General features: G+C 56.2%; 22 protein-coding genes. All 22 read left to right on the top strand.

Annotated features, from left to right (window positions below; translation table 11 throughout):
* The first annotated feature begins 1,012 nt into the window (after window positions 1–1,012).
* The 22 genes from rpsB to ftsB all read left to right on the top strand — a co-directional run bounded on the left by rpsB (window position 1,013) and on the right by ftsB (window position 26,491).
* Window positions 1,013–1,753: a 30S ribosomal protein S2 gene (gene rpsB / locus ABRP31_RS20410; RefSeq protein WP_087273903.1), complete on the top strand. Its 741-nt coding sequence runs from the start codon at window positions 1,013–1,015 to the stop codon at window positions 1,751–1,753.
* 190 nt (window positions 1,754–1,943) lie between these two features.
* Window positions 1,944–2,813: a translation elongation factor Ts gene (tsf, locus tag ABRP31_RS20405; protein ID WP_087273904.1), complete on the top strand. Its 870-nt coding sequence runs from the start codon at window positions 1,944–1,946 to the stop codon at window positions 2,811–2,813.
* 208 nt (window positions 2,814–3,021) lie between these two features.
* Entirely contained in the window at window positions 3,022–3,765 is a 744-nt protein-coding gene (gene pyrH / locus ABRP31_RS20400) for a UMP kinase (protein ID WP_032630773.1), read from the top strand.
* Window positions 3,762–4,319, top strand: a complete 558-nt coding sequence (gene frr, locus ABRP31_RS20395) for a ribosome recycling factor (RefSeq protein ID WP_087273906.1) — start codon at window positions 3,762–3,764, stop codon at window positions 4,317–4,319. Before pyrH ends, frr begins: the two co-directional genes overlap by 4 nt.
* Before the next feature lie 16 nt (window positions 4,320–4,335).
* Window positions 4,336–5,091: a polyprenyl diphosphate synthase gene (uppS, locus tag ABRP31_RS20390; RefSeq protein WP_349970305.1), complete on the top strand. Its 756-nt coding sequence runs from the start codon at window positions 4,336–4,338 to the stop codon at window positions 5,089–5,091.
* Complete coding sequence (locus ABRP31_RS20385; RefSeq protein ID WP_349970304.1) at window positions 5,091–5,909, top strand: phosphatidate cytidylyltransferase; 819 nt, start codon at window positions 5,091–5,093, stop codon at window positions 5,907–5,909. The genes uppS and ABRP31_RS20385 overlap by 1 nt, the downstream gene beginning before the upstream one ends.
* Window positions 5,906–7,096, top strand: coding sequence for a 1-deoxy-D-xylulose-5-phosphate reductoisomerase (ispC, locus tag ABRP31_RS20380; protein ID WP_349970303.1), 1,191 nt, complete (start codon window positions 5,906–5,908; stop codon window positions 7,094–7,096). Before ABRP31_RS20385 ends, ispC begins: the two co-directional genes overlap by 4 nt.
* A gap of 61 nt (window positions 7,097–7,157) precedes the next feature.
* Window positions 7,158–8,510 carry a sigma E protease regulator RseP gene (gene rseP / locus ABRP31_RS20375; protein WP_349970301.1) on the top strand — a complete coding sequence of 451 codons (1,353 nt, stop codon included), beginning with the start codon at window positions 7,158–7,160 and terminating at the stop codon, window positions 8,508–8,510.
* 79 nt (window positions 8,511–8,589) lie between these two features.
* Complete coding sequence (bamA, locus tag ABRP31_RS20370; RefSeq protein ID WP_349970300.1) at window positions 8,590–10,962, top strand: outer membrane protein assembly factor BamA; 2,373 nt, start codon at window positions 8,590–8,592, stop codon at window positions 10,960–10,962.
* Between the two features lie 45 nt (window positions 10,963–11,007).
* Window positions 11,008–11,511, top strand: a complete 504-nt coding sequence (locus ABRP31_RS20365) for an OmpH family outer membrane protein (RefSeq protein WP_349970299.1) — start codon at window positions 11,008–11,010, stop codon at window positions 11,509–11,511.
* Window positions 11,512–11,514: 3 nt separating this feature from the next.
* Window positions 11,515–12,570: a UDP-3-O-(3-hydroxymyristoyl)glucosamine N-acyltransferase gene (gene lpxD, locus ABRP31_RS20360; protein WP_349970297.1), complete on the top strand. Its 1,056-nt coding sequence runs from the start codon at window positions 11,515–11,517 to the stop codon at window positions 12,568–12,570.
* Between the two features lie 111 nt (window positions 12,571–12,681).
* Complete coding sequence (gene fabZ, locus ABRP31_RS20355) at window positions 12,682–13,122, top strand: 3-hydroxyacyl-ACP dehydratase FabZ (protein WP_087273918.1); 441 nt, start codon at window positions 12,682–12,684, stop codon at window positions 13,120–13,122.
* Complete coding sequence (lpxA, locus tag ABRP31_RS20350) at window positions 13,119–13,895, top strand: acyl-ACP--UDP-N-acetylglucosamine O-acyltransferase (protein ID WP_349970294.1); 777 nt, start codon at window positions 13,119–13,121, stop codon at window positions 13,893–13,895. Before fabZ ends, lpxA begins: the two co-directional genes overlap by 4 nt.
* A gap of 2 nt (window positions 13,896–13,897) precedes the next feature.
* Entirely contained in the window at window positions 13,898–15,037 is a 1,140-nt protein-coding gene (lpxB, locus tag ABRP31_RS20345; RefSeq protein ID WP_349970291.1) for a lipid-A-disaccharide synthase, read from the top strand.
* Between the two features lie 11 nt (window positions 15,038–15,048).
* Window positions 15,049–15,699 carry a ribonuclease HII gene (rnhB, locus tag ABRP31_RS20340; protein ID WP_349970289.1) on the top strand — a complete coding sequence of 217 codons (651 nt, stop codon included), beginning with the start codon at window positions 15,049–15,051 and terminating at the stop codon, window positions 15,697–15,699.
* 74 nt (window positions 15,700–15,773) lie between these two features.
* On the top strand, window positions 15,774–19,295 hold the full coding sequence (gene dnaE / locus ABRP31_RS20335; protein WP_087273925.1) for a DNA polymerase III subunit alpha: 3,522 nt from the start codon (window positions 15,774–15,776) through the stop codon (window positions 19,293–19,295).
* Window positions 19,296–19,407: 112 nt separating this feature from the next.
* Entirely contained in the window at window positions 19,408–20,355 is a 948-nt protein-coding gene (locus ABRP31_RS20330; RefSeq protein ID WP_087273926.1) for an acetyl-CoA carboxylase carboxyltransferase subunit alpha, read from the top strand.
* A 116-nt stretch (window positions 20,356–20,471) separates the two neighbouring features.
* Entirely contained in the window at window positions 20,472–21,812 is a 1,341-nt protein-coding gene (gene tilS / locus ABRP31_RS20325) for a tRNA lysidine(34) synthetase TilS (protein ID WP_349970286.1), read from the top strand.
* Window positions 21,813–22,077: 265 nt separating this feature from the next.
* The gene (locus ABRP31_RS20320; RefSeq protein WP_095093583.1) at window positions 22,078–23,709 is read left to right on the top strand and encodes a CTP synthase; all 1,632 of its coding nucleotides are present in this window, start codon (window positions 22,078–22,080) and stop codon (window positions 23,707–23,709) included.
* A 17-nt stretch (window positions 23,710–23,726) separates the two neighbouring features.
* Window positions 23,727–24,572, top strand: a complete 846-nt coding sequence (gene kdsA, locus ABRP31_RS20315) for a 3-deoxy-8-phosphooctulonate synthase (protein WP_349970284.1) — start codon at window positions 23,727–23,729, stop codon at window positions 24,570–24,572.
* A 163-nt stretch (window positions 24,573–24,735) separates the two neighbouring features.
* Complete coding sequence (gene eno, locus ABRP31_RS20310; RefSeq protein WP_087273932.1) at window positions 24,736–26,022, top strand: phosphopyruvate hydratase; 1,287 nt, start codon at window positions 24,736–24,738, stop codon at window positions 26,020–26,022.
* 190 nt (window positions 26,023–26,212) lie between these two features.
* The gene (gene ftsB / locus ABRP31_RS20305) at window positions 26,213–26,491 is read left to right on the top strand and encodes a cell division protein FtsB (protein WP_087273934.1); all 279 of its coding nucleotides are present in this window, start codon (window positions 26,213–26,215) and stop codon (window positions 26,489–26,491) included.
* The last annotated feature ends 1 nt before the right edge of the window (window position 26,492 follow it).

The raw sequence follows: 26,492 nt of genomic DNA, 5'->3' as shown, positions 1-26,492 counted from the left end.
GTATATCCGTTCTTGCGTCACGGCTGGTATTGGTTGCGCCCTTACGGCGCCTCTTTTTTGATAGATCCGGAAGCCGGCCCAGACAAAAGTAAGCAAAACGCTCTTGCCCCATCACTTGGCACCTCGCTGTCGCTCGGTGTACCCGCCCGCAGATCCTGAACCGTGGGCCGCCGCAATGGGCCATCCATGGCCCGGTGCGGCTAACCCGGCGTCCTGCCGGGTTGCCCACGGTTCAGAATCTGCGTTCGGCCGGCGTGATTTAACGGGGCGCCTCAGATCAAAATCAAAAGCGCGGCGGCCTGACAGCCGACCTGATTGTGCGGGTTTGCCGGGCATCTGTGGGAGCTGCCGAAGGCTGCGTGCGATGTGTTAGACAATGCCTGTTTTGACTGTGCCGACGTCTCGCGAACAGGTTCGCTCCTACCGGTCCGGGGTGAAACCGATGCTCTTGATCTGCTCTTGATCTGCTTTTGATTTTGATTTTGATTTTGATCTTAGGCGCCCCGTTAAACCACGCCGGCCGGAATTCGATATTGCTGTGTGGGGCAAACCGGCAGGGATGCCGGTTTAGCCGCCTCAGGCCATGGATGGCCGGTGGCGGCGGCCCCACGCAGCAATGTCGGATTACGGGTATGCCGAGCGACAGCGAGGCACCCAGTGGTGGGGCAAGAGCCTTTTGCTTACTTTTGGGCCCGAAAGTGAGGCGCCGTAAGGGCGCAACCAATATCAGCCGTTACCCCGGTAATGGATATGTACGCAAAAAATCGCCTCCGCATTATTCGTGCTTACACAGGGCTAATGAGTGGGGCAGTAAAGCATCGTGCAACCTGCACGTAATTGGGTTTCCGTTATCCGGACTTCTATGGTATAAAATGCGCCGCTTTCCGGGGTAAGCCCCGCAAGCACTAACCCACACACGTGTCGACACGATGACCTGGGTGCCTTCGGCTCGAAGCCGCTGGTTGGTCATTGGGATACGTGGAGGCCTAACCCGACTTATCAAGGAACTATCATGTCCCAAGTCAACATGCGCGATATGCTGAAGGCCGGTGTGCACTTCGGCCACCAGACCCGTTACTGGAACCCGAAAATGGGTAAATACATTTTCGGCGCGCGTAACAAGATTCACATTATCAACCTTGAAAAAACCCTGCCTATGTTCAACGAAGCTCTGACTTTCGTTGAAAAACTGGCTTCGGGCAAAAACAAGATTCTGTTCGTCGGCACCAAGCGTTCCGCTGGCAAGATCGTTGCTGAAGAAGCAGCACGTTGCGGTTCGCCGTACGTCGATCACCGCTGGTTGGGCGGCATGCTGACCAACTTCAAAACCATCCGTCAGTCCATCAAGCGTCTGCGTGAGCTTGAAGTACAGGCTGAAGACGGTACTTTCGCCAAGCTGACCAAGAAAGAGGCGCTGATGCGCACTCGCGATCTGGAAAAGCTGGATCGTAGCCTGGGTGGTATCAAGGACATGGGCGGTCTGCCAGACGCACTGTTCGTTATCGACGTTGATCACGAGCGCATCGCGATCACCGAAGCTAACAAGCTGGGTATCCCGGTTATCGGCGTAGTCGATACCAACAGCAGCCCGGAAGGCGTTGACTACATCATCCCAGGCAACGATGACGCAATCCGCGCTATCCAGCTGTACATGGGTTCGATGGCTGACGCTGTAATCCGTGGTCGCAACAATGTTGCTGGCGGCACCGACGTTTTCGTCGAAGAAGCTCCAGCAGCTGCAGTTGAAGGCTGAGTAGTTAACGCCTAGCGTTTACTCAGTACGCAAAAAGGGGGCTTGGCCCCCTTTTTGCCACCTCGAGAACCATGTGTTGGCGTTGTCATGACGTTGTTGTCATTTACGGCTGTCACCATGCGTTTTCAAGAATTCGAACGCCCGTTAATGCGGGTGGAATGGTTTAAGACCTATCCAAGAGGATTTTGAAATGGCAGAGATTACTGCAGCGTTGGTTAAAGAACTGCGCGAGCGTACCGGCGAAGGCATGATGGATTGCAAAAAGGCCTTGACCAAGGCTGGCGGCGACATCGAAAAAGCCATTGATGACATGCGTGCTTCGGGCGCCATCAAGGCTGCCAAGAAAGCAGGCAACGTGGCTGCTGAAGGCGCTATCGCTGTTAAAGTTGCTGAAGATGGCAAGCGCGCTACCATCATCGAAGTCAACTCTCAGACTGACTTCCTGGCCCTGCAAGACGATTTCAAGAACTTCGTCACCAGCAGCCTGGAAAAAGCATTCGCAGACAAACTGACCGACGCAGCTCCGCTGATCGAAGCTCAGGAAGTCGAGCGTACTGCTCTGGTTGCCAAAGTTGGCGAGAACGTGAACATCCGTCGTCTGGCGAGCATCGAAGGTGACGTGGTCAACGCTTACCTGCACGGCAACAAGATTGGTGTTGTCGTTGTCCTGAAAGGCGGCGACGCTGAGCTGGCCAAAGATATCGCTATGCACGTAGCTGCAAGCAACCCTGAATTCCTGCTGCCTTCGGAAGTCTCTGCCGAAGCGATCGAGCGTGAGAAGGGCGTCTTCCTGCAACTGAACGAAGACAAGATCAAGGGCAAGCCAGCCGAAATCGTTGAGAAAATGGTTGCCGGTCGTATCACCAAGTTCCTGGCTGAAGCCAGCCTTGTTGAGCAAGCTTTCGTCAAGAACCCGGAAATCAAGGTCGGCGAGCTGGCCAAGAAAGCCGGTGCTGAAATCGTTTCCTTCACCTACTTCAAAGTGGGCGAAGGCATCGATAAGCCAGTCGACAACTTCGCTGAAGAAGTCGCTGCGCAAGTAGCTGCAAGCAAGAAGTAAGACGGTTCACCGACTGTCGTACCCAAGAGGCTGCCCGCTTACGCGCGCAGCCTCTTTGTCAAAAAGGAAAAGCTAATTGTTTTCCTTGGAGAAGTGGCTTACAAGGCTGCATTCTTCTGACGCTGTCGCAGCGTCAAGCTAGAGTAAGCGCAGGCTTAAAGTGCCCGCACAGATTTTTTTTCAGAAAACGCCGCAGGAGAGATTCGCAATGGCTCAGCAGGGCAGTGGTTATCAGGCTCGCTATAAACGCATTCTACTCAAGCTTAGCGGCGAGGCCTTGATGGGCTCCGAAGAGTTCGGAATCGATCCAAAGGTGCTGGATCGCATGGCGCTGGAAGTCGGCCAACTGGTTGGCATAGGCGTCCAGGTCGGTTTGGTGATTGGTGGTGGCAACCTGTTCCGTGGCGCAGCATTGAGTGCTGCCGGTATGGATCGTGTCACGGGTGATCACATGGGCATGCTGGCCACTGTGATGAACGCCTTGGCAATGCGCGATGCTCTGGAGCGTGCCAACATCTCTGCCATCGTTATGTCTGCCATTTCCATGGTGGGTGTGACGGATCACTACGATCGCCGTAAAGCGATGCGTCACCTGAATTCCAAAGAAGTCGTGATTTTCGCGGCTGGTACTGGCAATCCATTCTTCACAACCGACTCGGCCGCTTGCTTGCGAGCAATCGAAATTGATGCCGATGTTGTCCTGAAGGCAACCAAGGTCGACGGTGTGTACACCGCAGACCCGTTCAAAGACCCGCATGCAGAGAAGTTCGATCATCTGACTTACGATGAAGTTCTGGATCGCAAGCTGGGCGTAATGGATCTGACGGCAATCTGTCTGTGCCGCGATCACAAGATGCCACTCCGTGTTTTTAATATGAACAAGCCCGGCGCCCTGCTGAATATCGTGCATGGCGGCGCTGAAGGAACCCTGATCGAGGAAGGCGCACAATGATCAACGAAATCAAAAAAGACGCTCAAGAGCGCATGCAGAAATCACTCGAATCCCTGAACCATGCATTTGGTCAGATTCGTACTGGCAAGGCTCACCCGAGCATTCTGGGCAGCGTAATGGTGCCTTACTACGGCGCTGATACGCCTTTGAGCGGTGTTGCCAACGTTACGGTAAAAGACTCGCGCACCCTGCAGGTCGTAGCTTTCGAGCGCAATATGCTGGCTGCTGTCGATAAGGCGATCCAGAGCGCTGGTCTGAACCTTAATCCGACCAACCTCGGTGAGCTGTTGCTGATCTCCATGCCAGCCTTGACCGAAGAAACCCGGAAGGGCTTCACCAAGCAGGCGCGCAGTGCCGCTGAAGATGCTCGTGTTGCTGTGCGCAACATTCGCCGCGATGCGTTGGGTGACTTGAAGAAACTGGTCAAGGACAAGGAAATCAGCGAAGACGAAGAGCGTCGTGCTGCTGCCGATATCCAGAAACTGACCGACAAGGCAGAGGCTGACATCGATTCGGCCACCAAGGCAAAAGAAGCAGACCTGATGGCCGTATAAGGTTCGGGGCGCTTTCATGGAAAAGACAAAATCGACCGCGCCGTCATCGGTGCCGCGTCATGTCGCGATCATCATGGATGGTAATAACCGCTGGGCGAAAAAGCGCCTGTTGCCTGGTGTCGCAGGGCATAAAGCGGGTGTCGATGCAGTTCGGGCGGTTATTGAAGTGTGCGCCGAGGCCAAGGTCGAGGTGCTCACGCTGTTCGCATTCTCCAGTGAAAACTGGCAGCGGCCAGCCGAGGAGGTTGGAGCGTTGATGGAGCTTTTTTTCACGGCGCTGCGGCGTGAAACCAAGCGCCTGAACGAGAACGAGATCAGTCTGCGCATTATCGGCGACCGATCTCGTTTCCATCCCGAGCTTCAGACAGCCATGCGAGAAGCTGAAAGCCGTACCGCTGGCAATGATCGCTTCGTCTTGCAGATTGCTGCCAACTACGGCGGTCAGTGGGACATCGCGCAGGCTGCCCAGCGACTCGCGCGTGAAGTTCAAGCCGGGCATTTGCGTCCGGACGACATTACGCCTGAGTTACTGCAGACCTGTCTGGCGACCGGCGACCTGCCGTTGCCGGATCTGTGCATTCGCACGGGTGGCGAGCACCGCATCAGTAACTTCCTGCTTTGGCAGCTGGCTTATGCCGAGCTGTACTTCTCCGACCTGTTCTGGCCGGACTTCAAACACGATGCCATGCGCGCTGCGCTGGCCGATTTCGCTTCGCGTCAGCGTCGCTTCGGTAAAACGAGTGAGCAGATCGAAGCTGGAGCCCGGGTTTAATGTTGAAACAACGGATCATCACGGCACTCATTCTGCTACCGATCGCACTTTGCGGTTTCTTTCTGCTGTCCGGGGCCAGCTTCGCTCTGTTCATCGGCGTAGTAGTCACCCTGGGAGCCTGGGAGTGGGCGCGTCTTGCCGGGTTCCCCGCTCAGTCGGCGCGTGTCGCTTATGCGGTGATGGTTGCCGCGCTGTTGTTCCTGTTGTACCTGATGCCGGGGCTTGCGCCGTGGATTCTGGTTGCGGCGGTTATCTGGTGGGCGGTAGCGACCTGGCTAGTGCTGACTTATCCAGAGTCCAGTCGACACTGGTCCAGCGCAATCTGCAAGCTGGCCATTGGTTTGTTGATTTTGCTCCCAGCCTGGCAAGGGCTGGTGCTGATCAAGCAGGCTCCGTTGGGTAACTGGTTGATTCTCTCGGTAATGGTTCTGGTCTGGGGCGCAGATATTGGTGCGTACTTCTCCGGTAAGGCTTTTGGCAAGCGCAAGCTGGCCCCTAAAGTCAGTCCCGGCAAAAGCTGGGAGGGTGTGTACGGTGGTTTGCTGGGCTGCCTTCTGATCACCGTCGTGGTCGGGATTGTTCGTGAGTGGTCCGCGTCACAATTCCTGTTCGGCTTGTTGGGCGCCGCAATTGTTGTGTTCATCTCCGTGATAGGGGATTTGACTGAAAGCATGTTCAAGCGCCAGTCCGGCATCAAGGACAGTAGTAATCTGTTGCCCGGTCATGGCGGTGTCCTTGATCGCATCGATAGTCTGACTGCCGCTATTCCGGTTTTTGCCGTTTTGCTTTGGGCTGCTGCTGATTGGGGCGTGCTGTGAGTCGTCCTCAACTGGTTACCGTTTTAGGCGCTACCGGCTCGGTTGGCCTGAGTACTCTTGACGTCATTGCTCGTCATCCTGATCTCTATCAGGTTTTTGCTCTGACTGGCTTTACTCGCCAGAGCGAGTTGTTGGCGTTGTGTATCAGGCACACCCCTCGCTTCGCTGTGCTGCCGACTCAGGAGTCTGCGCGCAAGTTGCAGGATGATCTGGCTGCCGCTGGTCTCGATACTCGAGTGCTGGTGGGGGAGGGCGGTCTTTGTGAAGTTGCCGCTCACCCTCAGGTCGATACCGTGCTGGCCGCGATTGTCGGTGCTGCCGGCCTGCGGCCTACGTTGGCGGCTGTCGAGGCAGGCAAGAAAATCTTGCTGGCGAACAAGGAAGCGCTGGTCATGTCCGGCGCCTTGTTCATGCAAGCCGTTCGTCAAAGTGGTTCTGCTCTTCTGCCTATTGATAGTGAGCACAATGCGATTTTCCAGTGCTTGCCGCTTGATTACGCCCGAGGCCTGGGGCCGGTTGGTGTACGGCGCATTTTGTTGACCGCGTCCGGTGGTCCGTTCCGCGAGACGCCGCTAAGCGAGTTGCACAATGTGTCCCCTGAACAAGCCTGTGCCCATCCCAATTGGTCGATGGGGCGCAAGATCTCGGTCGACTCAGCCAGCATGATGAACAAGGGGCTTGAGCTTATTGAGGCGTGTTGGCTCTTTGATGCCAGACCTGAACAGGTTGAAGTGGTTATTCATCCGCAGAGCGTTATTCACTCTATGGTCGACTACGTAGACGGGTCGGTACTCGCTCAGTTGGGCAACCCGGACATGCGTACGCCGATCGCTCATGCGCTGGCCTGGCCACAACGTATCGATTCGGGCGTTGCGCCGCTGGACCTGTTCAGTATCGCGCGTCTGGATTTCCAGGCCCCTGACGAGCAGCGCTTCCCGTGTCTGCGTCTGGCGCGGCAAGCTGCCGAGGCTGGCAACAGTGCGCCAGCCATGTTAAATGCGGCAAATGAAGTAGCTGTGGCTGCATTTCTTGATCGGCGCATCCGCTATCCGGAAATCGCGAGTATGATCGACGATGTTTTGAATCTTGAACCCGTTGTTCCGGTCGCTGATCTGGAAACTGTATTCGACGTGGATTCAAAAGCGCGCGTTCTGGCAGAGCAATGGCTCAGCCGCAACGGGCGATAATCGCAGACGCTAGAAGGTACTGGCGCAAGGCCTGGTCCAAGCCGGTACCTGGAGAAAGTTGATGAGCGCGCTCTATATGATTGTTGGCACCCTGGTAGCGCTGGGCGTGCTGGTTACCTTTCACGAATACGGCCACTTCTGGGTGGCGCGGCGTTGTGGCGTCAAGGTTTTACGTTTTTCGGTTGGCTTTGGTACGCCGCTTTTTCGCTGGCATGACCGCCAGGGTACCGAGTATGTGATTGCTGCCATCCCTCTGGGCGGCTACGTAAAAATGCTCGATGAGCGCGAGGGTAACGTCCCTCCCGAGCTGGCCGATCAGTCTTTCAATCGTAAGACTGTCTATCAGCGTATTGCCATTGTCAGCGCCGGTCCTATTGCGAACTTCCTGCTGGCGATCGTCTTCTTCTGGATCCTGGCCATGCTGGGTAGCCAGCAGGTGCGTCCGGTCATTGGCGCGGTTGAGCCCGGCAGTATTGCGCAAGTGGCCGGATTGAGTGCCGGGCAGGAAATTGTCTCCGTCGATGGCGAGGCAACATCGGGCTGGTCAGCGGTCAATCTGCAGTTGGTTCGTCGCCTGGGTGAAAGTGGCAACGTCGCACTGAAGGTCCGCGAGCCTGGCGCAACGGTTGATACTGCTCACAGTCTGGCGCTGGATAACTGGCTGAAGGGCGCTGAAGAACCAGATCCGATCAAGTCGTTTGGCATTCGTCCGTGGCGTCCGGCACTGCCGCCGGTGCTGGCCGAGCTGGACCCTAAAGGTCCGGCGCAGGCAGCAGGGTTGAAAACCGGCGACAAGCTGGTGGCTCTGGATGGGCGTCCTGTAGACGAATGGCAGCAAGTGGTTGACTGGGTGCGTGAGCGCCCCGATGCAAAAATTTCTCTCGGCGTAGAGCGTGACGGTGCACGACTTGATGTGCCGCTGACTCTCGCGGCGCGTGGCGAAGGCAAGGCTGCAAGTGGTTATCTGGGGGCCGGCGTCAAAGGTATCGACTGGCCTCCCGAGATGCTGCGCGAAGTCAGTTATGGTCCGTTGGCCGCTGTGGCCGAGGGCGCCAGCCGCGCATGGACCATGAGCGTACTGACCCTCGATTCGCTCAGGAAAATGTTGTTCGGTGAGCTCTCGGTAAAAAACTTGAGTGGACCGATAACCATTGCTAAAGTGGCGGGCGCTTCGGCCCAGTCGGGCATAGGTGATTTCCTGAATTTCCTCGCTTATCTGAGCATAAGCCTGGGAGTCCTGAATTTACTGCCTATTCCAGTGCTGGACGGGGGGCATTTGTTGTTCTATCTGATCGAGTGGGCACGTGGTCGCCCCCTTTCGGAAAGGGTTCAAGGTTGGGGGGTTCAGATTGGTATCAGTCTGGTGGTGGGCGTTATGTTGCTCGCGCTGGTCAACGATCTGGGTCGACTGTAAAGCTTAGCTTTGCTGAGTTGCGAATCTGCCGCATTTTGCGGCAGTTTGTTTATTGCCAGTTGGAATAAGAAAGGACTTCATGAAACGTCTGCTGCTAACTGCGGTTCTTGCCGTACTGATGATTGCCGAAGTTCACGCCGAGTCCTTCACTATCTCCGATATCCGTGTCAATGGCCTGCAGCGGGTATCCGCGGGCAGTGTATTTGGTGCGTTGCCGCTGAACGTGGGCGAGCAAGCGGATGATGGTCGTCTGGTGGATGCCACTCGCGCACTGTTTAAAACCGGATTCTTCCAGGATATCCAGTTGGGTCGTGACGGCAATGTGCTGGTCATCACCGTCGTCGAGCGTCCATCTGTCGCCAGTATCGAAATCGAAGGTAACAAGGCCATCTCCACTGAAGACCTGATGAAAGGTCTGAAACAGTCGGGTCTGGCTGAAGGCGAAATCTTCCAGCGGGCAACTCTTGAAGGTGTGCGTAACGAACTGCAGCGCCAGTATGTTGCTCAGGGTCGTTACTCGGCTGAAGTCGCGACGGAAGTCGTCGCCCAGCCACGCAACCGGGTTGGCCTGAAGATCAACATCAACGAAGGCACGGTCGCCTCTATCCAGCACATCAACGTGGTGGGTAACAGCGTTTTCCCTGATGAAGACCTGATCGACCTTTTCGAACTGAAGACCACCAACTGGCTTTCTTTCTTCAAGAACGACGACAAGTACGCCCGGGAAAAACTATCCGGCGACCTCGAACGTCTGCGTTCCTACTACCTTGATCGCGGCTATATCAATATGGATATCGCCTCGACTCAGGTATCGATCACGCCTGACAAGAAAAACGTCTACATCACGGTCAACGTCAATGAAGGCCAGAAGTACAGCGTCAAATCGGTCAAGTTGAGCGGCGACCTCAAGGTGCCGGAAGATCAGGTCAAGTCCCTGTTGCTGGTCAAGCCAGGTCAGGTGTTCTCGCGTAAAGTGATGACCACTACCTCCGAGCTGATCACCCGTCGTCTGGGTAACGAAGGCTATACCTTCGCCAACGTGAACGGCGTTCCGACTCCAAATGACGAAGATCACACTGTCGACATCACCTTCGTGGTTGATCCAGGCAAGCGTGCTTATGTGAACCGAATCAACTTCCGCGGCAACACCAAGTCTGCCGACGAAGTACTGCGCCGTGAAATGCGTCAAATGGAAGGCGGCTGGGCTTCGACCTATCTGATCGACCAGTCCAAGACTCGTCTGGATCGTCTGGGCTTCTTTAAGGAAGTGAACGTCGAGACACCGCCAGTACCGGGTACTGACGATCAGGTTGACGTTAACTATGCCGTAGAGGAGCAGGCATCCGGCTCGATTACCGCCAGCGTCGGTTTCGCCCAGAGCGCCGGTCTGATCCTTGGTGGTTCGATCAGCCAGAACAACTTCCTCGGTACGGGTAACAGGGTCAGCATCGGTTTGACTCGTAGCGAATACCAGAGCCGTTATAACTTCAGCTATGTCGATCCGTACTGGACTGCTGATGGCGTGAGCCTGGGCTACAATGCGTTCTATCGCACCACCGACTATGACGATCTCGACGTCGATGTTGCGAGCTACGCCGTAGACAGTCTCGGTGCTGGCATCAGCATGGGTTACCCGATCAACGAAACCTCGCGCCTGACTTACGGCCTGACCGTGCAGCAGGACGAAATCAAGACCGGTACCTATACCGTCGACGAAATCTTTGACTTCGTGGACAAGGAAGGCGACAAGTACCTGAACTTCAAGGGGTCGATCGGCTGGTCCGAGTCCACCCTGAACAAAGGTGTACTGGCGACTCGCGGTCACTCACAGAGCCTGACGCTGGAAACCACGCTGCCGGGTAGCGACCTGTCGTTCTACAAGCTCGACTACCGCGCCCAGTACTTTCACCCGATCACCGACAACTACACCCTGCGTCTGCACACAGAACTGGGTTATGGCGACGGCTACGGTTCGACCTCCGGTCTGCCGTTCTACGAGAACTACTACGCCGGTGGCTTCAACTCGGTACGTGGTTTCAAGGACAGCACCCTGGGGCCGCGCAGCACGCCTAGCAGTGGTACCAAGCCGGGGACTGCTGTAGATCCGGATCAGGACCCGCTTCCATTTGGTGGCAACGTTCTGGTTCAGGGTGGTGTAGAGGTCATGTTCCCTCTGCCATTCATCAAGGATCAACGTTCGTTGCGCACCTCTGTGTTCTGGGACGTGGGTAACGTGTTCGATACCAACTGCGATTCCAACCGGACGCGCAATGGCGAGAAAGTTGAATGTAACAACATTGATCTTTCCGGCATGGCCAGCTCCGTTGGTGTAGGTGTTACCTGGATTACCGCTCTCGGTCCTTTGAGCTTCGCCCTGGCGATGCCGATCAAGAAGCCGGATGACGATACTGAAACCCAGGTTTTCCAATTTTCCCTTGGTCAGACTTTCTAAACGTCTGACTTTGGATAACGACAGCGAATTTTGTAGGAGTGCATCGTGCGTAAGTTGACTCAATTGGTACTGCTGGCAAGCGTTCTCGCAGCAGGCCCGGCTTTTGCCGACATGAAAATTGCCGTTTTGAACTATCAAATGGCCTTGCTTGAATCTGATGCGGCCAAGAAATACGCCGTTGATGCCGAGAAGAAGTTCGGTCCACAACTGACCAAACTGAAAACTCTGGAAAGCAGCGCCAAAGGCATCCAGGATCGTCTGGTTAGCGGTGGCGACAAAATGGCCCAGCCTGAGCGCGAGCGTCTTGAGCTTGAGTTCAAGCAAAAGGCCCGTGACTTCCAGTTCCAGTCCAAGGAGCTGAACGAAGCCAAAGCTGTTGCTGACCGTGAAATGCTCAAGCAACTCAAGCCTAAGCTGGATCAGGCAGTGGAAGAAGTGATCAAGAAAGGTGCATTTGACCTGGTCTTCGAGCGCGGTGCAGTGATTGACGTCAAGCCACAGTATGACGTTACTCGCCAGGTCATCGAGCGCATGAACCAGCTGAAGTAATCTATGACCGCTACTATCAAGCTCGGTCAATTGGCCGAGTTCCTGGGCGCCACGCTACGTGGTGCCGAGGATAAAGAAATTACCGGGCTGGCCACTTTGCAAGAGGCCGGTCCAGGTCAGGTCAGCTTCCTGGCGAATCCGCAATACCGTAAATTCCTCGTTGATACCCAAGCCTCGGCTGTGCTTTTGAAGCCCGCTGATGCGGATTCGTATACTGGCGACGCGTTGCTGGTACCGGATCCCTATCTGGCCTACGCGCGCATTTCCCACCTGTTCGATCCCAAGCCCAAGGCCGTTGCCGGAATTCATCCGACAGCCGTCGTTGCTGACGACGCACAGATTGATCCTGCTGCCAGCATCGGTGCCTTTGCCGTTGTCGAGAGCGGGGCGAAAATCGCGGCGGGCGTTACCGTCGGTGCCCAGTGCTTCATCGGTGCCCGGTGCGAAATCGGCGAGGGTGGCTGGCTGGCTCCGCGGGTCACGCTCTATCACGATGTGCGCATCGGCAAGCGTGTGGTCATTCAGTCGGGTGCTGTTCTTGGTGGTGAGGGCTTCGGCTTTGCCAATGAGAAGGGTGTCTGGCAGAAAATCGCGCAGATAGGCGGCGTATTGATCGGTGATGACGTGGAAATTGGCGTAAACACGGCCATCGACCGCGGCGCATTGGCTGATACACGAATCGGTAACGGTGTGAAGCTGGATAACCAGATTCAGATCGCTCACAACGTACAGATTGGTGATCACACAGCTATGGCGGCATGTGTCGGCATTTCCGGAAGTACCAAAATCGGTAAGCATTGCATGCTGGCCGGTGGCGTAGGACTGGTTGGGCATATCGATATTTGTGACGGTGTGTTTATCACCGGCATGACGATGGTGACCCACTCCATCACTGAGCCAGGTTCCTATTCTTCAGGAACGGCAATGCAGCCAGCAGGCGAGTGGCGCAAAAGCGCGGCACGTATTCGCAAGCTCGACGAGATGGCACGTCGACTGCAAAAGCTGGAAAAGATTGTTGAGGGAGTGACCTCAGGCGTTAATGCTTCATCAGATGGCTGATACTTTTTTCATATCAAGCGTGCACTGCCGATAAATTGCTTCCTTGATTTGCAGAGGAGTGCAGCGCAACTGCCGCGCACTCCTAATCTTGACTACAGGCTTCCCCTCGAAATGATGGACATCAACGAAATTCGCGAATACCTGCCGCACCGCTACCCGTTTCTGCTGGTAGACCGCGTAGTGGAACTCGACGTCGAGAACAAAAGCATTCGCGCTTATAAAAACGTCAGCATCAATGAGCCGTTTTTCAACGGTCACTTTCCAGCGCATCCAATCATGCCGGGCGTGCTGATCATTGAAGCGATGGCTCAGGCTGCTGGTATTCTTGGTTTCAAGATGCTGGGCGCAAAGCCTGCTGATGGCACGCTGTATTATTTCGTAGGCTCGGACAAACTGCGTTTCCGTCAGCCAGTGCTGCCGGGCGACCAACTGATTCTTGAAGCGAAGTTCTTGAGCTGCAAGCGTCAGATCTGGAAGTTTGAGTGCAGCGCCTCTGTCGACGGCAAGCCGGTTTGCTCCGCAGAAATCATCTGTGCGGAACGTAAGCTATGAGTTTAATTGACCCTCGCGCAATCATCGATCCGACAGCCATCCTGGCTGACAATGTGGAGGTCGGCCCGTGGTCGATCATCGGAGCCGGTGTGGAAATTGGCGAGGGTACAGTGGTTGGTCCTCACGTGATTTTGCGTGGCCCGACCCGGATCGGTAAGCACAATCGTATCTACCAGTTTTCATCGGTGGGCGAGGACACGCCTGATCTCAAGTACAAAGGTGAAGCGACGCGTCTGGTCATTGGCGATCACAATGTGATTCGTGAAGGCGTGACGATACATCGCGGCACCATTCAGGACCGTGCCGAAACCACGATTGGTGATCACAACCTGATCATGGCCTATGCACACATCGGTCATGACAGCGTCATCGGCAATAACTGCATTCTGGTCAACAACACTGCGTTGGCGGGTCATGTGCACGTTGCGGATTGGGCGATCCTTTCCGGCTTCACTCTGGTGCATCAGTACTGCCACATCGGCGCTCATAGCTTTTCCGGCATGGGTACCGCGATTGGTAAGGATGTTCCTGCTTTTGTCACCGTGTTCGGCAACCCGGCCGAAGCCCGGAGCATGAACTTCGAGGGTATGCGCCGTCGTGGCTTCAGCGAAGAAGCCATTCACGCGTTGCGCCGTGCCTATAAAGTGGTTTATCGCCAAGGGCTGACGGTTGACCAGGCCATTGCCGAGTTGGCTGAGCCTGCTGCCCAGTTCCCGGAGGTCGCTGTGTTTCTTGAGTCCATCCAGACCTCGACCCGCGGCATCACCCGCTAGTCATGCCCAGCGTATTGCGTGTCGCTTTGGTCGCGGGCGAAGCGTCCGGGGATATTCTCGGATCCGGTCTTATGCGTGCCATCAAGGCGCGTCATCCTCAGGTTGAGTTCATCGGAGTCGGCGGTCCGCTGATGGAGGCCGAAGGTATGGCGTCCTTTTTCCCGATGGAGCGCCTTTCGGTCATGGGCCTGGTTGAGGTGTTGGGTCGTTTGCGTGAGTTGCTGGCCAAACGTAAAGCACTCATCCAGACCCTTATCGAGCAAAAGCCAGATGTCTTTATTGGCATTGATGCTCCTGATTTCACCCTCAACATCGAACTTCAATTGCGTCGTGCCGGTATCAAGACGGTGCATTACGTCAGCCCGTCGGTCTGGGCGTGGCGTCAGAAGCGCGTTCTGAAGATCCGTGAAGGCTGCGACCTGATGTTGACGTTGCTGCCCTTTGAAGCTCGTTTCTATGAAGAGAAGGGCGTGCCGGTCAGGTTTGTCGGGCATCCCTTGGCCGATACCATCCCGCTGCAGGCCGATCGTGCTGCTGCTCGTGCCGAACTAGGCATCGGTGAGGGGCCGGTCGTTGCGCTGATGCCGGGCAGTCGTGGTGGTGAAGTCGGGCGTCTGGGCAGCTTGTTCTTCGATGCTGCCGAGCGTTTGCAGGCTGTGCGTCCAGAGGTTAGATTCGTCTTGCCCTGTGCAAGCCCCCAGCGTCGTGCGCAGATCGAACAATTGTTGCAGGGGCGTGATCTGCAGGTGTTACTGCTCGACGGTCGCTCTCATGTAGCGCTTGCCGCTTGTGATGCGGTATTGATTGCATCAGGAACGGCGACTCTGGAAGCTTTGCTGTACAAACGCCCCATGGTGGTTGCCTATCGCATGGCACCGCTTACCTTTTGGATACTCAAGCGTCTGGTGAAAAGTCCTTACGTCTCGTTGCCTAATCTTCTGGCTCAGCGCCTGTTGGTGCCGGAGTTATTGCAGGATGACGCCACTGCTGATGCATTGGTGCAGCAATTGCTGCCGCTTCTGGATGACGGCCTGGTGCAGACTGAGGGTTTTGACGAAATACACCGGACCTTGCGTCGCGATGCCTCCAATCAGGCCGCCGAAGCGGTGTTAGACCTGATTGGCCGTTCGCCTTCATTGTGAGTTCACGTTCAATGCAAATGGGTCTGGATTTCAATCTGGTTGAAGAGCTGGTTGCCGGTGTTGACGAAGTGGGCCGTGGTCCGCTTTGTGGTGCTGTGGTGACTGCAGCGGTGATTCTCGATCCGCGCCGCCCGATTCTGGGCCTCAATGACTCGAAGAAGCTGACAGAAGCCAAGCGCGAACTGCTGTTCGATGAGATTTGCGAGAAAGCGCTGTCCTGGCATATTGCCCGGGCGGAAGTCGAAGAGATTGATGAGTTGAACATCCTGCATGCCACCATGCTTGCCATGAAACGTGCAGTGGAAGGCCTGATGATCACGCCGAAACTGGCCTTGATCGACGGCAATCGTTGCCCGCAATTGTCGGTCCCCAGCGCGCCGGTGGTCCAGGGCGATTCCAAGGTTCCGGCAATTGCCGCTGCTTCCATTCTGGCCAAGGTCAGTCGTGACCGTGAGATGGCCGCCATGGAACTCAAATATCCCGGCTACGGGATCGGCGGACACAAGGGCTATCCGACGCCGGTGCATCTCGAAGCCCTTGCGCGTCTTGGGCCTACGCCGATTCACAGGCGCTCATTCGGGCCGGTGCGTGCTGCCTATGCAGCGCGGGATGCAATGATCCAGTCGACGATGTCTTCGACGTCGATTTTCCCATTGAGCTGACAGTGGGCTGATGTTTTGCCAAAGGCCCGGTACAATCCGGGCCTTCGTTTTTGTTCTAGCGCTATAGGATCTCCATGCCGGCTTCTTTCGTTCATCTACGCCTGCACACCGAATATTCGCTGGTCGATGGTCTGGTTCGGGTCAAACCGCTGGTCAAAACCCTCGCGGCCATGAATATGCCTGCTGTGGCGGTGACAGATCAGAACAACCTGTGTTCGCTGGTCAAGTTCTACAAGGCGGCCATGGGCGCGGGGATCAAGCCTATCTGTGGCGCAGACCTGTGGCTATCGAACAAGGATGAAGATGCCGCGTTGAGTCGCATCAGCCTGTTGGTTATGAACGCCAAGGGCTATCGCAACCTGACCGAACTGATTTCCCGCGGCTTCATTGATGGCCAGCGTAATGGCCAGATCATCATTGAGCGAGAGTGGGTAGCAGAGGCCAACGAAGGCCTTATCGCATTGTCGGCGGCAAAAGAAGGTGAGATTGGTATGGCATTGCTGGGTAATAACCCGGCTGATGCTGACCAGTTGTTGAGCGAATGGATGGCGGTTTTTCCTGATCGTTTCTATGTCGAGGTGCAGCGCACCAACCGTCCCAATGACGAGGAACATCTGCACGCCGCAGTAGCCCTGGCCGAGCGCCACGGTGCGCCGCTGGTGGCGACCAACGATGTGCGCTTTATCAAGCAGGAAGATTTCGAAGCGCACGAAACCCGTGTTTGCATTGGTGAAGGGCGTGCGCTGGACGACCCGCGTCGCTCGCACAATTACAGCGATCAGCAGTACCTGAAAAGCGCCGAGGAAATGGCCGAGCTGTTCAGCGACCTGCCCGAAGCGCTGGAAAACTCGGTGGAGATCGCCAAGCGCTGCAACATCGATGTGAAGCTGGGTACTCACTTCCTGCCTGACTACCCGATTCCTGATGGCATGACCATCGACGAGTATTTCCGCAAGGTTTCGTTCGAAGGGCTTGAAGAGCGCCTCGCGGTACTTTGGCCTAAAGAGACAACGCCGGACTATGAAGCCAAGCGCCAGGTCTATGTCGACCGGTTGAATTTCGAGCTGGATATCATTATCCAGATGGGCTTCCCCGGCTACTTCCTGATCGTTATGGACTTTATCCAGTGGGCCAAGAACAACGGCGTTCCGGTAGGTCCGGGCCGGGGGTCGGGTGCCGGGTCGCTGGTGGCCTATGTACAGAAGATTACTGACCTTGATCCGCTCGAATACGATCTGCTGTTCGAACGGTTCCTGAACCCGGAACGGGTATCCATGCCCGACTTCGACGTCGACTTCTGCATGGATGGGCGGGACCGGGTGATCGATTATGTGGCCGAGAAATACGGCCGTAATGCGGTGAGCCAGATCATCACCTTCGGTTCCATGGCTGCCAAGGCGGTGGTGCGAGACGTGGCCCGGGTACAGGGCAAGTCTTACGGGCTGGCTGATCGTCTGTCGAAAATGATCCCGTTCGAAGTCGGCATGACCCTCGAGAAGGCCTACGAACAAGAGGAAATTCTGCGGGACTTCCTCAAGGTCGATGAAGAGGCTGCCGAAATCTGGGAAATGGCGCGCAAGCTCGAAGGCATTGTGCGTAACGTCGGCAAACACGCCGGTGGTGTGGTTATCGCACCGACCAAACTGACTGACTTCTCGGCAATTTATTGCGACGAAGAGGGCAGTGGTCTGGTGACCCAGTTCGACAAGGATGACGTCGAGGCGGCGGGTCTGGTGAAGTTCGACTTCCTTGGTCTGCGGACCCTGACCATCATCGACTGGGCGCTCAAAACGATTAACCGCGACCGCGCCAAGGTCAACGAAGAGCCGCTGGATATCGCTTTCATCCCGCTGGATGACGCACCGACTTATCAGTTGCTGCAAAAGGCTGAAACCACCGCGGTATTCCAGCTTGAATCGCGCGGCATGAAGGAGCTGATCAAAAAGCTCAAGCCTGACTGCCTGGAAGACTTGATCGCACTGGTGGCCTTGTTCCGTCCGGGCCCGCTGCAATCCGGCATGGTGGACGACTTCATCAACCGTAAGCACGGTCGCGCGGAGTTGTCCTACCCGCACGTCGATTACCAGTACGACGGACTCAAGCCGGTTCTGGCGCCGACCTACGGCATCATCCTGTATCAGGAACAGGTGATGCAGATTGCCCAGGTCATGGCCGGTTATACCCTCGGCGGGGCGGACATGCTGCGTCGCGCAATGGGTAAGAAAAAGCCCGAAGAAATGGCCAAGCAGCGTGGCGGCTTTATTGAAGGTTGCAAGACCAACAATATCGACCCGGACCTTGCCGGTAACATTTTTGACCTGGTAGAAAAGTTCGCCGGTTACGGCTTCAACAAATCCCACTCGGCTGCTTATGGCCTGGTGTCTTACCAGACTGCCTGGCTGAAAGCGCATTACCCGGCGCCGTTCATGGCTGCGGTACTTTCGGCGGATATGCACAACACCGACAAGGTCGTGACATTGATCGAAGAAGTGCGGATCATGAAGTTGCGCCTGGACGCGCCGGATGTGAACACGTCCGAGTACAAGTTCACGGTGAGCGAAGACGGACGTATCATTTATGGCCTTGGTGCGATCAAGGGTGTAGGTGAAGGGCCGGTTGAGGCGATTACCGAAGCTCGCGAGGCGGGTCCGTTCAAGGATCTGTTCGACTTCTGTGCGCGTGTAGACCTCAAACGAGTCAATAAGCGGACCCTCGATGGTCTGATTCGCAGCGGCGCGCTTGATCGTCTCGGGCCTTACTTCGAAGCAGAACCCAAAGCGTATCAAGCCAACATCGACCGCAACCGTGCTGTATTGCTGGCATCGCTAGTCGAAGCCATTCAGGCCGCCGAGCAAACAGCACGCAGTCATGACAGCGGACACTCCGACCTGTTTGGCGGATTGTTCGTCGAGGAAGACACCGACGTTTATGCCAACCACCGCAAGGCCAAGGAAGGTAGTCTCAAAGACCGTTTGCGTGGTGAAAAGGAAACCCTCGGGCTGTATCTGACCGGCCACCCGATTGACGAATATGAAGGCGAGATTCGCCGTTTTGCACGCCAACGAATTATCGATCTCAAGCCAGCGCGTGATACCCAGACCGTAGCCGGTCTTATTATCGCGTTGCGGGTCATGAAGAACAAAAAGGGCGACAAGATGGGGTTCATTACCCTTGATGACCGCTCTGGACGCATCGAAGCCTCGCTGTTTGCCGAAGCCTTCCATTCTGCGCAGGCCTTGCTGCAAACCGACGCGATGGTGGTGGTCGAAGGCGAGGTCAGCAACGACGATTTCTCTGGCGGTCTGCGCTTGCGTGCCAAACGGGTGATGAGCATCGAAGATGCGCGCACCAATCTGGCCGAAAGCTTGCGTCTGACTGTGCGTGCCGAAGCGCTCAAAGGTGATCGGCTACGCTGGCTGGGTGACTTGTGCAAGCGCCATCGTGGAGCTTGTCCGATTACCCTGGATTACACCGGGCTTGATGCCAAGGCATTGCTGCAGTTTGGCGAAGCGTGGCGAATTGATCCCGCAGACAGCTTGATTCAAGCTCTGCGTGACCAGTTCGGGCGTGAGAACGTCTTCCTGCAGTATCGCTGAAAGCATCAGCCCAGAATTTTTAAACTCGACCTGAATGCGCCTGTTCCCGTAAGGTAAGGCGCTAACGGATCAACCGGCCGGCCTCTTGGCCGTCGACCCAAGACGGATGCCTATGAACCCGAATTTTCTTGATTTCGAACAGCCGATCGCTGACCTGCAAGCCAAGATTGAAGAATTGCGCTTGGTGGGTAATGACAACTCGCTGAACATCGGCGACGAAATCTCGCGACTGCAAGACAAGAGCAACACGCTGACCGAAAGCATTTTCGGCAACCTGACGAGTTGGCAGATTGCACGCATGGCGCGTCACCCGCGTCGTCCGTATACCCTGGACTACATTCAGCACATCTTCACCGAGTTCGATGAGCTGCACGGCGACCGTCACTTCTCCGACGACGCTGCAATCGTCGGCGGTATTGCCCGTCTGGAAGGTCAGCCGGTTATGGTGATCGGTCATCAGAAAGGCCGTGAAGTGCGTGAGAAGGTTCGTCGTAACTTCGGCATGCCACGTCCCGAGGGTTATCGCAAAGCCTGTCGTCTGATGGAAATGGCCGAGCGTTTCAAAATGCCGATCCTGACCTTCATCGACACGCCGGGCGCATACCCAGGTATCGACGCTGAAGAGCGTAACCAGAGCGAAGCGATCGCCTGGAACCTGCGCGTCATGGCGCGCCTGAAAACGCCAATCATCGCCACTGTTATTGGTGAAGGCGGCTCTGGCGGCGCATTGGCTATCGGTGTCTGCGATCAGTTGAACATGCTGCAGTACTCCACCTACGCGGTGATCTCGCCGGAAGGCTGCGCATCGATTCTGTGGAAAACCGCGGAAAAAGCACCTGATGCTGCTGAAGCCATGGGCATCACGGCGGATCGTCTGAAAGGTCTGGGTATTGTTGATAAGGTCATCGCCGAGCCTCTGGGCGGCGCACATCGCGACCCGGCCGCCGCTGCGCTGGAAATCCGTCAGGAATTGAGCAGCCAGTTGGCGATGCTCAAGAAGTTCGACAACGATGCGCTGCTGGCTCGTCGTTATGAGCGCTTGATGAGCTACGGCCTCTGATTCAGAGCCTTTGATCTTGTAGGAGCTGCCGAAGGTTGCGAATTGCGCAGTCCCGGGCATGCCGCCATCGCAGCCTTTGGCAGCTCCTGCATCAATGCTCCGAGCGACAGAAATCTATGACCACACTTACATCCTCCGGTCATGATCTCCCCGCCAGACTCCTCAAGGTCTTGGCCCCTTGGCGTAACGCGCCAGCCTGGCACATCGGTTTCTCCGGTGGCCTTGATTCCACTGTGTTGTTGTACCTTCTGACCGAAATCGCAAAACGCGAAAATCTCCCGCCGTTAAACGCTATCCATGTTCACCACGGCCTGCAGGCTGTAGCTGACGCCTGGCCGCTGCATTGCCAGCAGGTTTGCAACGCGCTGAGCGTTCCTTTGCAAGTGATCAGTGTGCGGGTGGAGCCTGGCGCCAGTCTTGAGCAGGCAGCGCGTGATGCGCGTTATGCCGCGCTCAGTGATTGCCTTGCTGAAGATGAGGTGCTGCTGACCGGTCAGCATCAGGACGATCAGGCTGAAACCTTACTGTTCCGCTTGTTGCGAGGTGCCGGGGTGCGGGGGCTGGCGGGAATGCCGGCCAGCCGCAGCCTGGGGCAAGGGCATTTAGTCAGGCCTTTATTGAGTATTTCCCGGGAAGAGCTTGAGGCCTACACCCTCGAGCATCGCTTGCGCTGGGTGGAGGACCCTAGCAACCGGGACTCTCACTATTCGCGTAATTATTTGCGCAACAAGGCGCTGCCCGTATTGAAGTCTCGCTGGCCGCAGGCAACCGCGAGCATGGCACGCACCGCGGCTCATCTGAGTGAAGCGCAACAACTGCTGGAGGAATTGGCGCAGGCTGATCTGGCACCTGCCGAATCCTCAAATGTATTTGACTGGCTCAAGCTCCCCTCGCTGGCCTTGTCTCCACTGATGGATCTATCGCCCGCGCGGCAACGCAATGCGCTGCGCCACTGGCTGGCAGCACTGACTCGCCTGCCGGATAGCGATCATTGGGTTGGCTGGGAAACGCTGAGAGACGCAGGGCAGGGCGGGCGCCCTGTATGGCGCTTGGCTGATGGCGAGTTGCATCGTGATCAGGGGCGCATCTGGTGGCTTTCCGACAACTGGTTGCAGCCGCTGACGCAGCCTGCTCAGCCCTGGGTGGATGCGCGGCGAGTGCTGGAACTGCCCTGTAATGGTCAGCTTTTCATTGGAGGTGAAACTCCTTCTGGACTGCTGGAGGTGCGTTATCGCCAGGGAGGAGAAGTTCTCAGCCTGCCTGGACGCGGACATCGCGACCTCAAGCGTCTGCTCAATGAGAATGAAATACCGCTATTCGTCCGCGGCCGATTGCCGCTGCTGTACCGCAACGGTGAGTTTCTGGCGGTGGCTAACCTGCCCGCGCTCAATGTTTGCGGCCCCGAAAGCGGGTTGTTGCACTGGGTGCCGCCGACGAATGACCAAAGTTTGAGCTGAAAGCCCAATTCCGGTAGACTACGCTCCCTTCTTGATACAGCTTCTGTGGATCCTTTTGGATCGACATGAGTTGCCGGTTACCAACCAGTCTTTGCTGGATGATTCTTAACATGTGGCGCGCAATTGACAGGCTTCTTCAGTCAGTCCGTTTCAACGCAGCAGTTCGGGAGTTCACCGTGAATTTTGTCGGTAATCGGGGGCTTCGGCCTTCCTTCGCTTTCCCCGGCGGCTCTGACCGCTTTAACGCAGACTTCTAGGGTTTTTCATGACGCGCTACATCTTCGTCACGGGCGGTGTTGTTTCTTCATTGGGGAAAGGCATTGCCTCGGCTTCATTGGCGGCCATCCTGGAGGCGCGGGGACTTAAGGTCACCATGCTCAAGCTTGACCCCTATATCAACGTCGATCCGGGTACCATGAGCCCGTTCCAGCACGGTGAAGTGTTCGTCACCCATGACGGCGCCGAAACCGACCTGGACCTTGGCCACTACGAGCGGTTCATCCGCACGACCATGACCCAGAACAACAACTTCACCACTGGCCGTGTGTACGAACACGTCCTGCGCAAAGAGCGCCGTGGTGATTATCTGGGCGCGACCATTCAGGTCATTCCTCACATCACCGACGAAATCAAACGCCGGATCATCAAGGGCGCAGGCGATGCTGACGTCGCTCTGGTCGAGATTGGCGGGACTGTGGGTGACATCGAATCGCAACCGTTCCTGGAAGCGATCCGTCAGTTACGTTTCGAAGTGGGCGCCAAGCGCGCCATGCTGATGCACCTGACGCTGGTTCCTTACATCGCGACCGCTGGCGAAACCAAAACCAAGCCGACTCAGCATTCGGTGAAGGAGTTGCGTTCCATCGGTCTGCAGCCTGACGTTCTGGTATGCCGCTCAGATCACCCGATCGACATCTCCTCGCGTCGCAAGATCGCTCAGTTCACGAACGTGGAAGAGCGCGCCGTTATCGCGCTGGAAGACGCCGATACCATCTACAAGATTCCGGGCATCCTGCACTCTCAGGGGCTTGACGATTTCGTCGTCGAGCGCTTTGGCCTGCAATGCAACAGCGCAGACCTGTCCGAGTGGGACGCTGTGGTAGACGCCAAGCTCAACCCTGAGCATGAAGTCACCATCGCCATGGTCGGTAAATACATGGAGTTGCTGGACGCTTACAAGTCGCTGATCGAAGCGATGAGTCACGCTGGCATCACCAACCGTACCAAGGTCAACCTGCGCTACATCGACTCCGAAGACATCGAGAATCAAGGCACAGCGCTGCTGGAAGGCGTTGATGCGATCCTGGTCCCGGGTGGCTTCGGTCTACGCGGTGTTGAAGGCAAGATCACTGCTGTTCAGTTCGCTCGCGAGAACAAGGTTCCTTACCTGGGTATCTGCCTGGGCATGCAAGTGGCAGTCATCGAGTACGCTCGTAACGTGCTGGGCTGGAAAGACGCCAACTCCACCGAATTCGATCGCAACGGCGCACACGCTGTTGTTGGTCTGATCACCGAGTGGGCGGACGCTACCGGCGCTGTTGAAACCCGTACTGAAAGCTCGGATCTGGGCGGCACCATGCGTCTGGGTGCGCAAGAGTGCCAGCTTGAGCCTGGTTCGCTGGTACACGACTGCTACGCCAGCGACGTAATCGTCGAGCGTCATCGTCATCGCTACGAAGTAAACAACAACCTCCTGCCTCAGTTGCTCGAAGCAGGCCTGAAAGTATCGGGTCGCTCCGGTGACGGCGCGCTGGTTGAAGTGGTTGAAGCACCTGATCATCCATGGTTTGTGGCTTGCCAGTTCCACCCTGAGTTCACCTCGACACCTCGCGATGGCCATCCGCTGTTCAGTGGCTTCGTCAAGGCAGCACTGACTCAGCACAAGAAAAATTCTTGATTCGGGAAATCCAGAACATGGCTCAGAAAACTATCCGCGTCGGCTCGATCGAAATTGCCAATGACAAGCCAATGGTGCTTTTCGGTGGCATGAACGTACTCGAGTCCCGGGACATGGCCATGCAGATCTGCGAAGAGTACGTACGGGTTACCGAAAAGTTTGGTATCCCTTACGTATTCAAGGCCAGCTTCGATAAAGCCAACCGTTCTTCCATGCATTCTTACCGTGGTCCAGGCCTGGAAGAGGGCATGCGGATCTTTGAAGAAGTCAAAAAGACCTTCAATGTGCCGTTGATCACGGACGTGCATGAGCCAGAGCAGGCCAAAGTTGTCGCTGAAGTCTGCGATATCATCCAGCTGCCGGCTTTCCTGTCGCGTCAGACCGATCTTGTCGTTGCCATGGCCCGCACCGGTGCTGTGATCAACATCAAGAAAGCCCAGTTCCTCGCGCCTCAGGAAATGAAACACATCCTGAGCAAATGCGAAGAAGCGGGTAACGATCAGTTGATCCTCTGCGAGCGCGGCACCAGCTTTGGCTACAACAATCTGGTGGTGGACATGCTCGGCTTTGGCATCATGAAGCAGTTCAACTACCCGGTATTTTTCGATGTGACGCATGCCTTGCAAATGCCAGGTGGTCGTTCGGATTCTGCTGGTGGTCGTCGTGCGCAGGTATTGGAACTGGCGAAGGCCGGCATGAGTCAAAACCTCGCTGGATTGTTCCTTGAGGCTCATCCTGATCCTGACAATGCCAAATGCGACGGCCCTTGCGCCTTGCGTCTGGACAAGCTGGAGCCGTTCCTGGCTCAGCTCAAGGCTCTGGATGAGTTGGTCAAAAGCTTCCCGGCAGTAGAAACCGCTTAAAGCTGCTTCTCCGCAGGGTTGCCCTCCGGTAAAGTGCCGCACGTTTTCATCCCCCGACCTCAGGTCGGGGTTTGTCGCTCTAAGGTCTGCCCTGTATTGAGTCCTGGAGCGGCAAGCATTTCCCAGCTGCGTCGTTTTCGTCAATCTTGGAGTGTTTACAACAATGGCAAAAATCGTCGACATCAAAGGTCGTGAAGTTCTCGACTCCCGTGGCAATCCCACCGTGGAAGCAGATGTGCTCCTCGACAACGGCATCATCGGTAGCGCATGCGCACCGTCCGGTGCTTCAACCGGCTCGCGCGAGGCGCTGGAGCTGCGTGATGGCGACAAGAGCCGTTACCTGGGCAAGGGCGTTCTCAAGGCTGTAGCCAACATCAACGGTCCGATTCGTGACCTGTTGCTAGGCAAGGATCCTGTCGACCAGCAAGCGCTGGACCGCGCCATGATTGCTCTGGACGGGACTGAAAACAAAGCAAGCCTGGGTGCCAACGCGATCCTCGCCGTATCTCTGGCTGCAGCCAAGGCTGCTGCTCAGGATCAGGACCTGCCGTTGTATGCGCATATCGCCAACCTGAACGGTACGCCGGGTGTTTACTCGATGCCGGTTCCGATGATGAACATCATCAACGGTGGTGAGCATGCCGATAACAACATCGACATCCAGGAATTCATGATTCAGCCTGTCGGCGCGAAGACCTTCTCCGAAGGCCTGCGCTGGGGCACCGAGATTTTCCATCACCTCAAAGCTGTGCTGAAGGCTCGTGGCCTGAACACTGCTGTAGGTGACGAAGGTGGTTTCGCACCGGACCTCAACTCCAATGCCGATGCACTGGACGCCATCGCCGAAGCGGTTGCCAATGCAGGCTACAAGCTGGGTACCGATGTGACCCTGGCACTGGACTGTGCAGCGAGCGAGTTCTACAAGAACGGCAAGTATGTGTTGAGTGAAGAAGGCGAGTATGACTCCGCCGGTTTCGCTGACTACCTGGCTGATCTGGTCAGCAAGCACCCGATCATCTCCATCGAAGATGGTCTTGACGAGTCCGACTGGGATGGCTGGAAGATCCTCACCGACAAGATCGGTGACAAGGTGCAACTTGTCGGTGACGATCTGTTCGTGACCAACACCAAGATCCTCAAGGAAGGTATCGAGAAGAAAATCGGTAACTCGATTCTGATTAAGTTCAATCAGATCGGCACCCTGACCGAAACTCTGGAAGCCATCCAGATGGCCAAGGCCGCCGGTTACACTGCGGTTATCTCGCATCGCTCAGGCGAAACCGAGGATTCCACCATTGCCGATCTGGCAGTGGGTACTTCGGCGGGTCAGATCAAAACCGGTTCGTTGAGCCGTTCGGATCGTATCTCCAAGTACAACCAGCTGCTGCGTATCGAAGAGCAACTGGGTGCCAAGGCGGTATACCGTGGTCGCGGCGAGTTTCGCGGCTGACACCGAGATGGTAAAAAGACAGCCGGTGCTGTGACAATCGCCTGCTTTCCCGGATGATTGATCAGCATTGATGCGGCTTGCACCGCTATAGAGCCTGGCCCCGCCAGGCTCTATGCCCTCAGTCCCCTGTTGTATTGTTGGCTTCATGTTGTCGGCTCTGCTGTCTTTTTTACTGGGTACCTGATATTCAATGCGCAGTCCTAACTGGTTGTTTCTCGTCCTGATCCTGTTACTCGCGGGCCTGCAATATCGGCTGTGGGTTGGTAACGGGAGTCTGGCGCAAGTGGCGAGCCTTAATCAGCAGATCGCTGATCAGCATGCCGAGAACGAAGCGCTGCTTGAGCGTAATCGGGTCATGGATGCTGAAGTGCTTGAATTGAAAAAAGGTATGGAGACCGTAGAAGAGCGTGCCCGTCATGAACTGGGCATGGTCAAGGACGGCGAGACGCTCTATCAGTTGGCGCAATGAA

The sequence above is a fragment of the Pseudomonas caspiana genome, assembly GCF_040224095.2.
Classification (GTDB): Bacteria; Pseudomonadota; Gammaproteobacteria; order Pseudomonadales; family Pseudomonadaceae; genus Aquipseudomonas; species Aquipseudomonas caspiana.
Note: the sequence above shows the minus strand (reverse complement) of the source record. Positions and strands in the feature narration are given on the sequence as shown.

Bases quoted from the DNA above. Each gene is read 5' to 3' on its own strand.
- frr (WP_087273906.1), top strand. From the start codon at position 3,762: ATGATCAACGAAATCAAAAAAGACGCTCAAGAGCGCATGCAGAAATCA.
- pyrH (WP_032630773.1), top strand. From the start codon at position 3,022: ATGGCTCAGCAGGGCAGTGGTTATCAGGCTCGCTATAAACGCATTCTA.
- bamA (WP_349970300.1), top strand. From the start codon at position 8,590: ATGAAACGTCTGCTGCTAACTGCGGTTCTTGCCGTACTGATGATTGCC.
- tilS (WP_349970286.1), top strand. From the start codon at position 20,472: ATGACCACACTTACATCCTCCGGTCATGATCTCCCCGCCAGACTCCTC.
- lpxA (WP_349970294.1), top strand. From the start codon at position 13,119: ATGAGTTTAATTGACCCTCGCGCAATCATCGATCCGACAGCCATCCTG.
- ABRP31_RS20320 (WP_095093583.1), top strand. From the start codon at position 22,078: ATGACGCGCTACATCTTCGTCACGGGCGGTGTTGTTTCTTCATTGGGG.
- uppS (WP_349970305.1), top strand. From the start codon at position 4,336: ATGGAAAAGACAAAATCGACCGCGCCGTCATCGGTGCCGCGTCATGTC.
- rpsB (WP_087273903.1), top strand. From the start codon at position 1,013: ATGTCCCAAGTCAACATGCGCGATATGCTGAAGGCCGGTGTGCACTTC.
- lpxB (WP_349970291.1), top strand. From the start codon at position 13,898: ATGCCCAGCGTATTGCGTGTCGCTTTGGTCGCGGGCGAAGCGTCCGGG.
- dnaE (WP_087273925.1), top strand. From the start codon at position 15,774: ATGCCGGCTTCTTTCGTTCATCTACGCCTGCACACCGAATATTCGCTG.
- ftsB (WP_087273934.1), top strand. From the start codon at position 26,213: ATGCGCAGTCCTAACTGGTTGTTTCTCGTCCTGATCCTGTTACTCGCG.
- lpxD (WP_349970297.1), top strand. From the start codon at position 11,515: ATGACCGCTACTATCAAGCTCGGTCAATTGGCCGAGTTCCTGGGCGCC.
- fabZ (WP_087273918.1), top strand. From the start codon at position 12,682: ATGATGGACATCAACGAAATTCGCGAATACCTGCCGCACCGCTACCCG.
- rnhB (WP_349970289.1), top strand. From the start codon at position 15,049: ATGCAAATGGGTCTGGATTTCAATCTGGTTGAAGAGCTGGTTGCCGGT.
- ABRP31_RS20385 (WP_349970304.1), top strand. From the start codon at position 5,091: ATGTTGAAACAACGGATCATCACGGCACTCATTCTGCTACCGATCGCA.
- kdsA (WP_349970284.1), top strand. From the start codon at position 23,727: ATGGCTCAGAAAACTATCCGCGTCGGCTCGATCGAAATTGCCAATGAC.
- eno (WP_087273932.1), top strand. From the start codon at position 24,736: ATGGCAAAAATCGTCGACATCAAAGGTCGTGAAGTTCTCGACTCCCGT.
- ABRP31_RS20330 (WP_087273926.1), top strand. From the start codon at position 19,408: ATGAACCCGAATTTTCTTGATTTCGAACAGCCGATCGCTGACCTGCAA.
- tsf (WP_087273904.1), top strand. From the start codon at position 1,944: ATGGCAGAGATTACTGCAGCGTTGGTTAAAGAACTGCGCGAGCGTACC.
- rseP (WP_349970301.1), top strand. From the start codon at position 7,158: ATGAGCGCGCTCTATATGATTGTTGGCACCCTGGTAGCGCTGGGCGTG.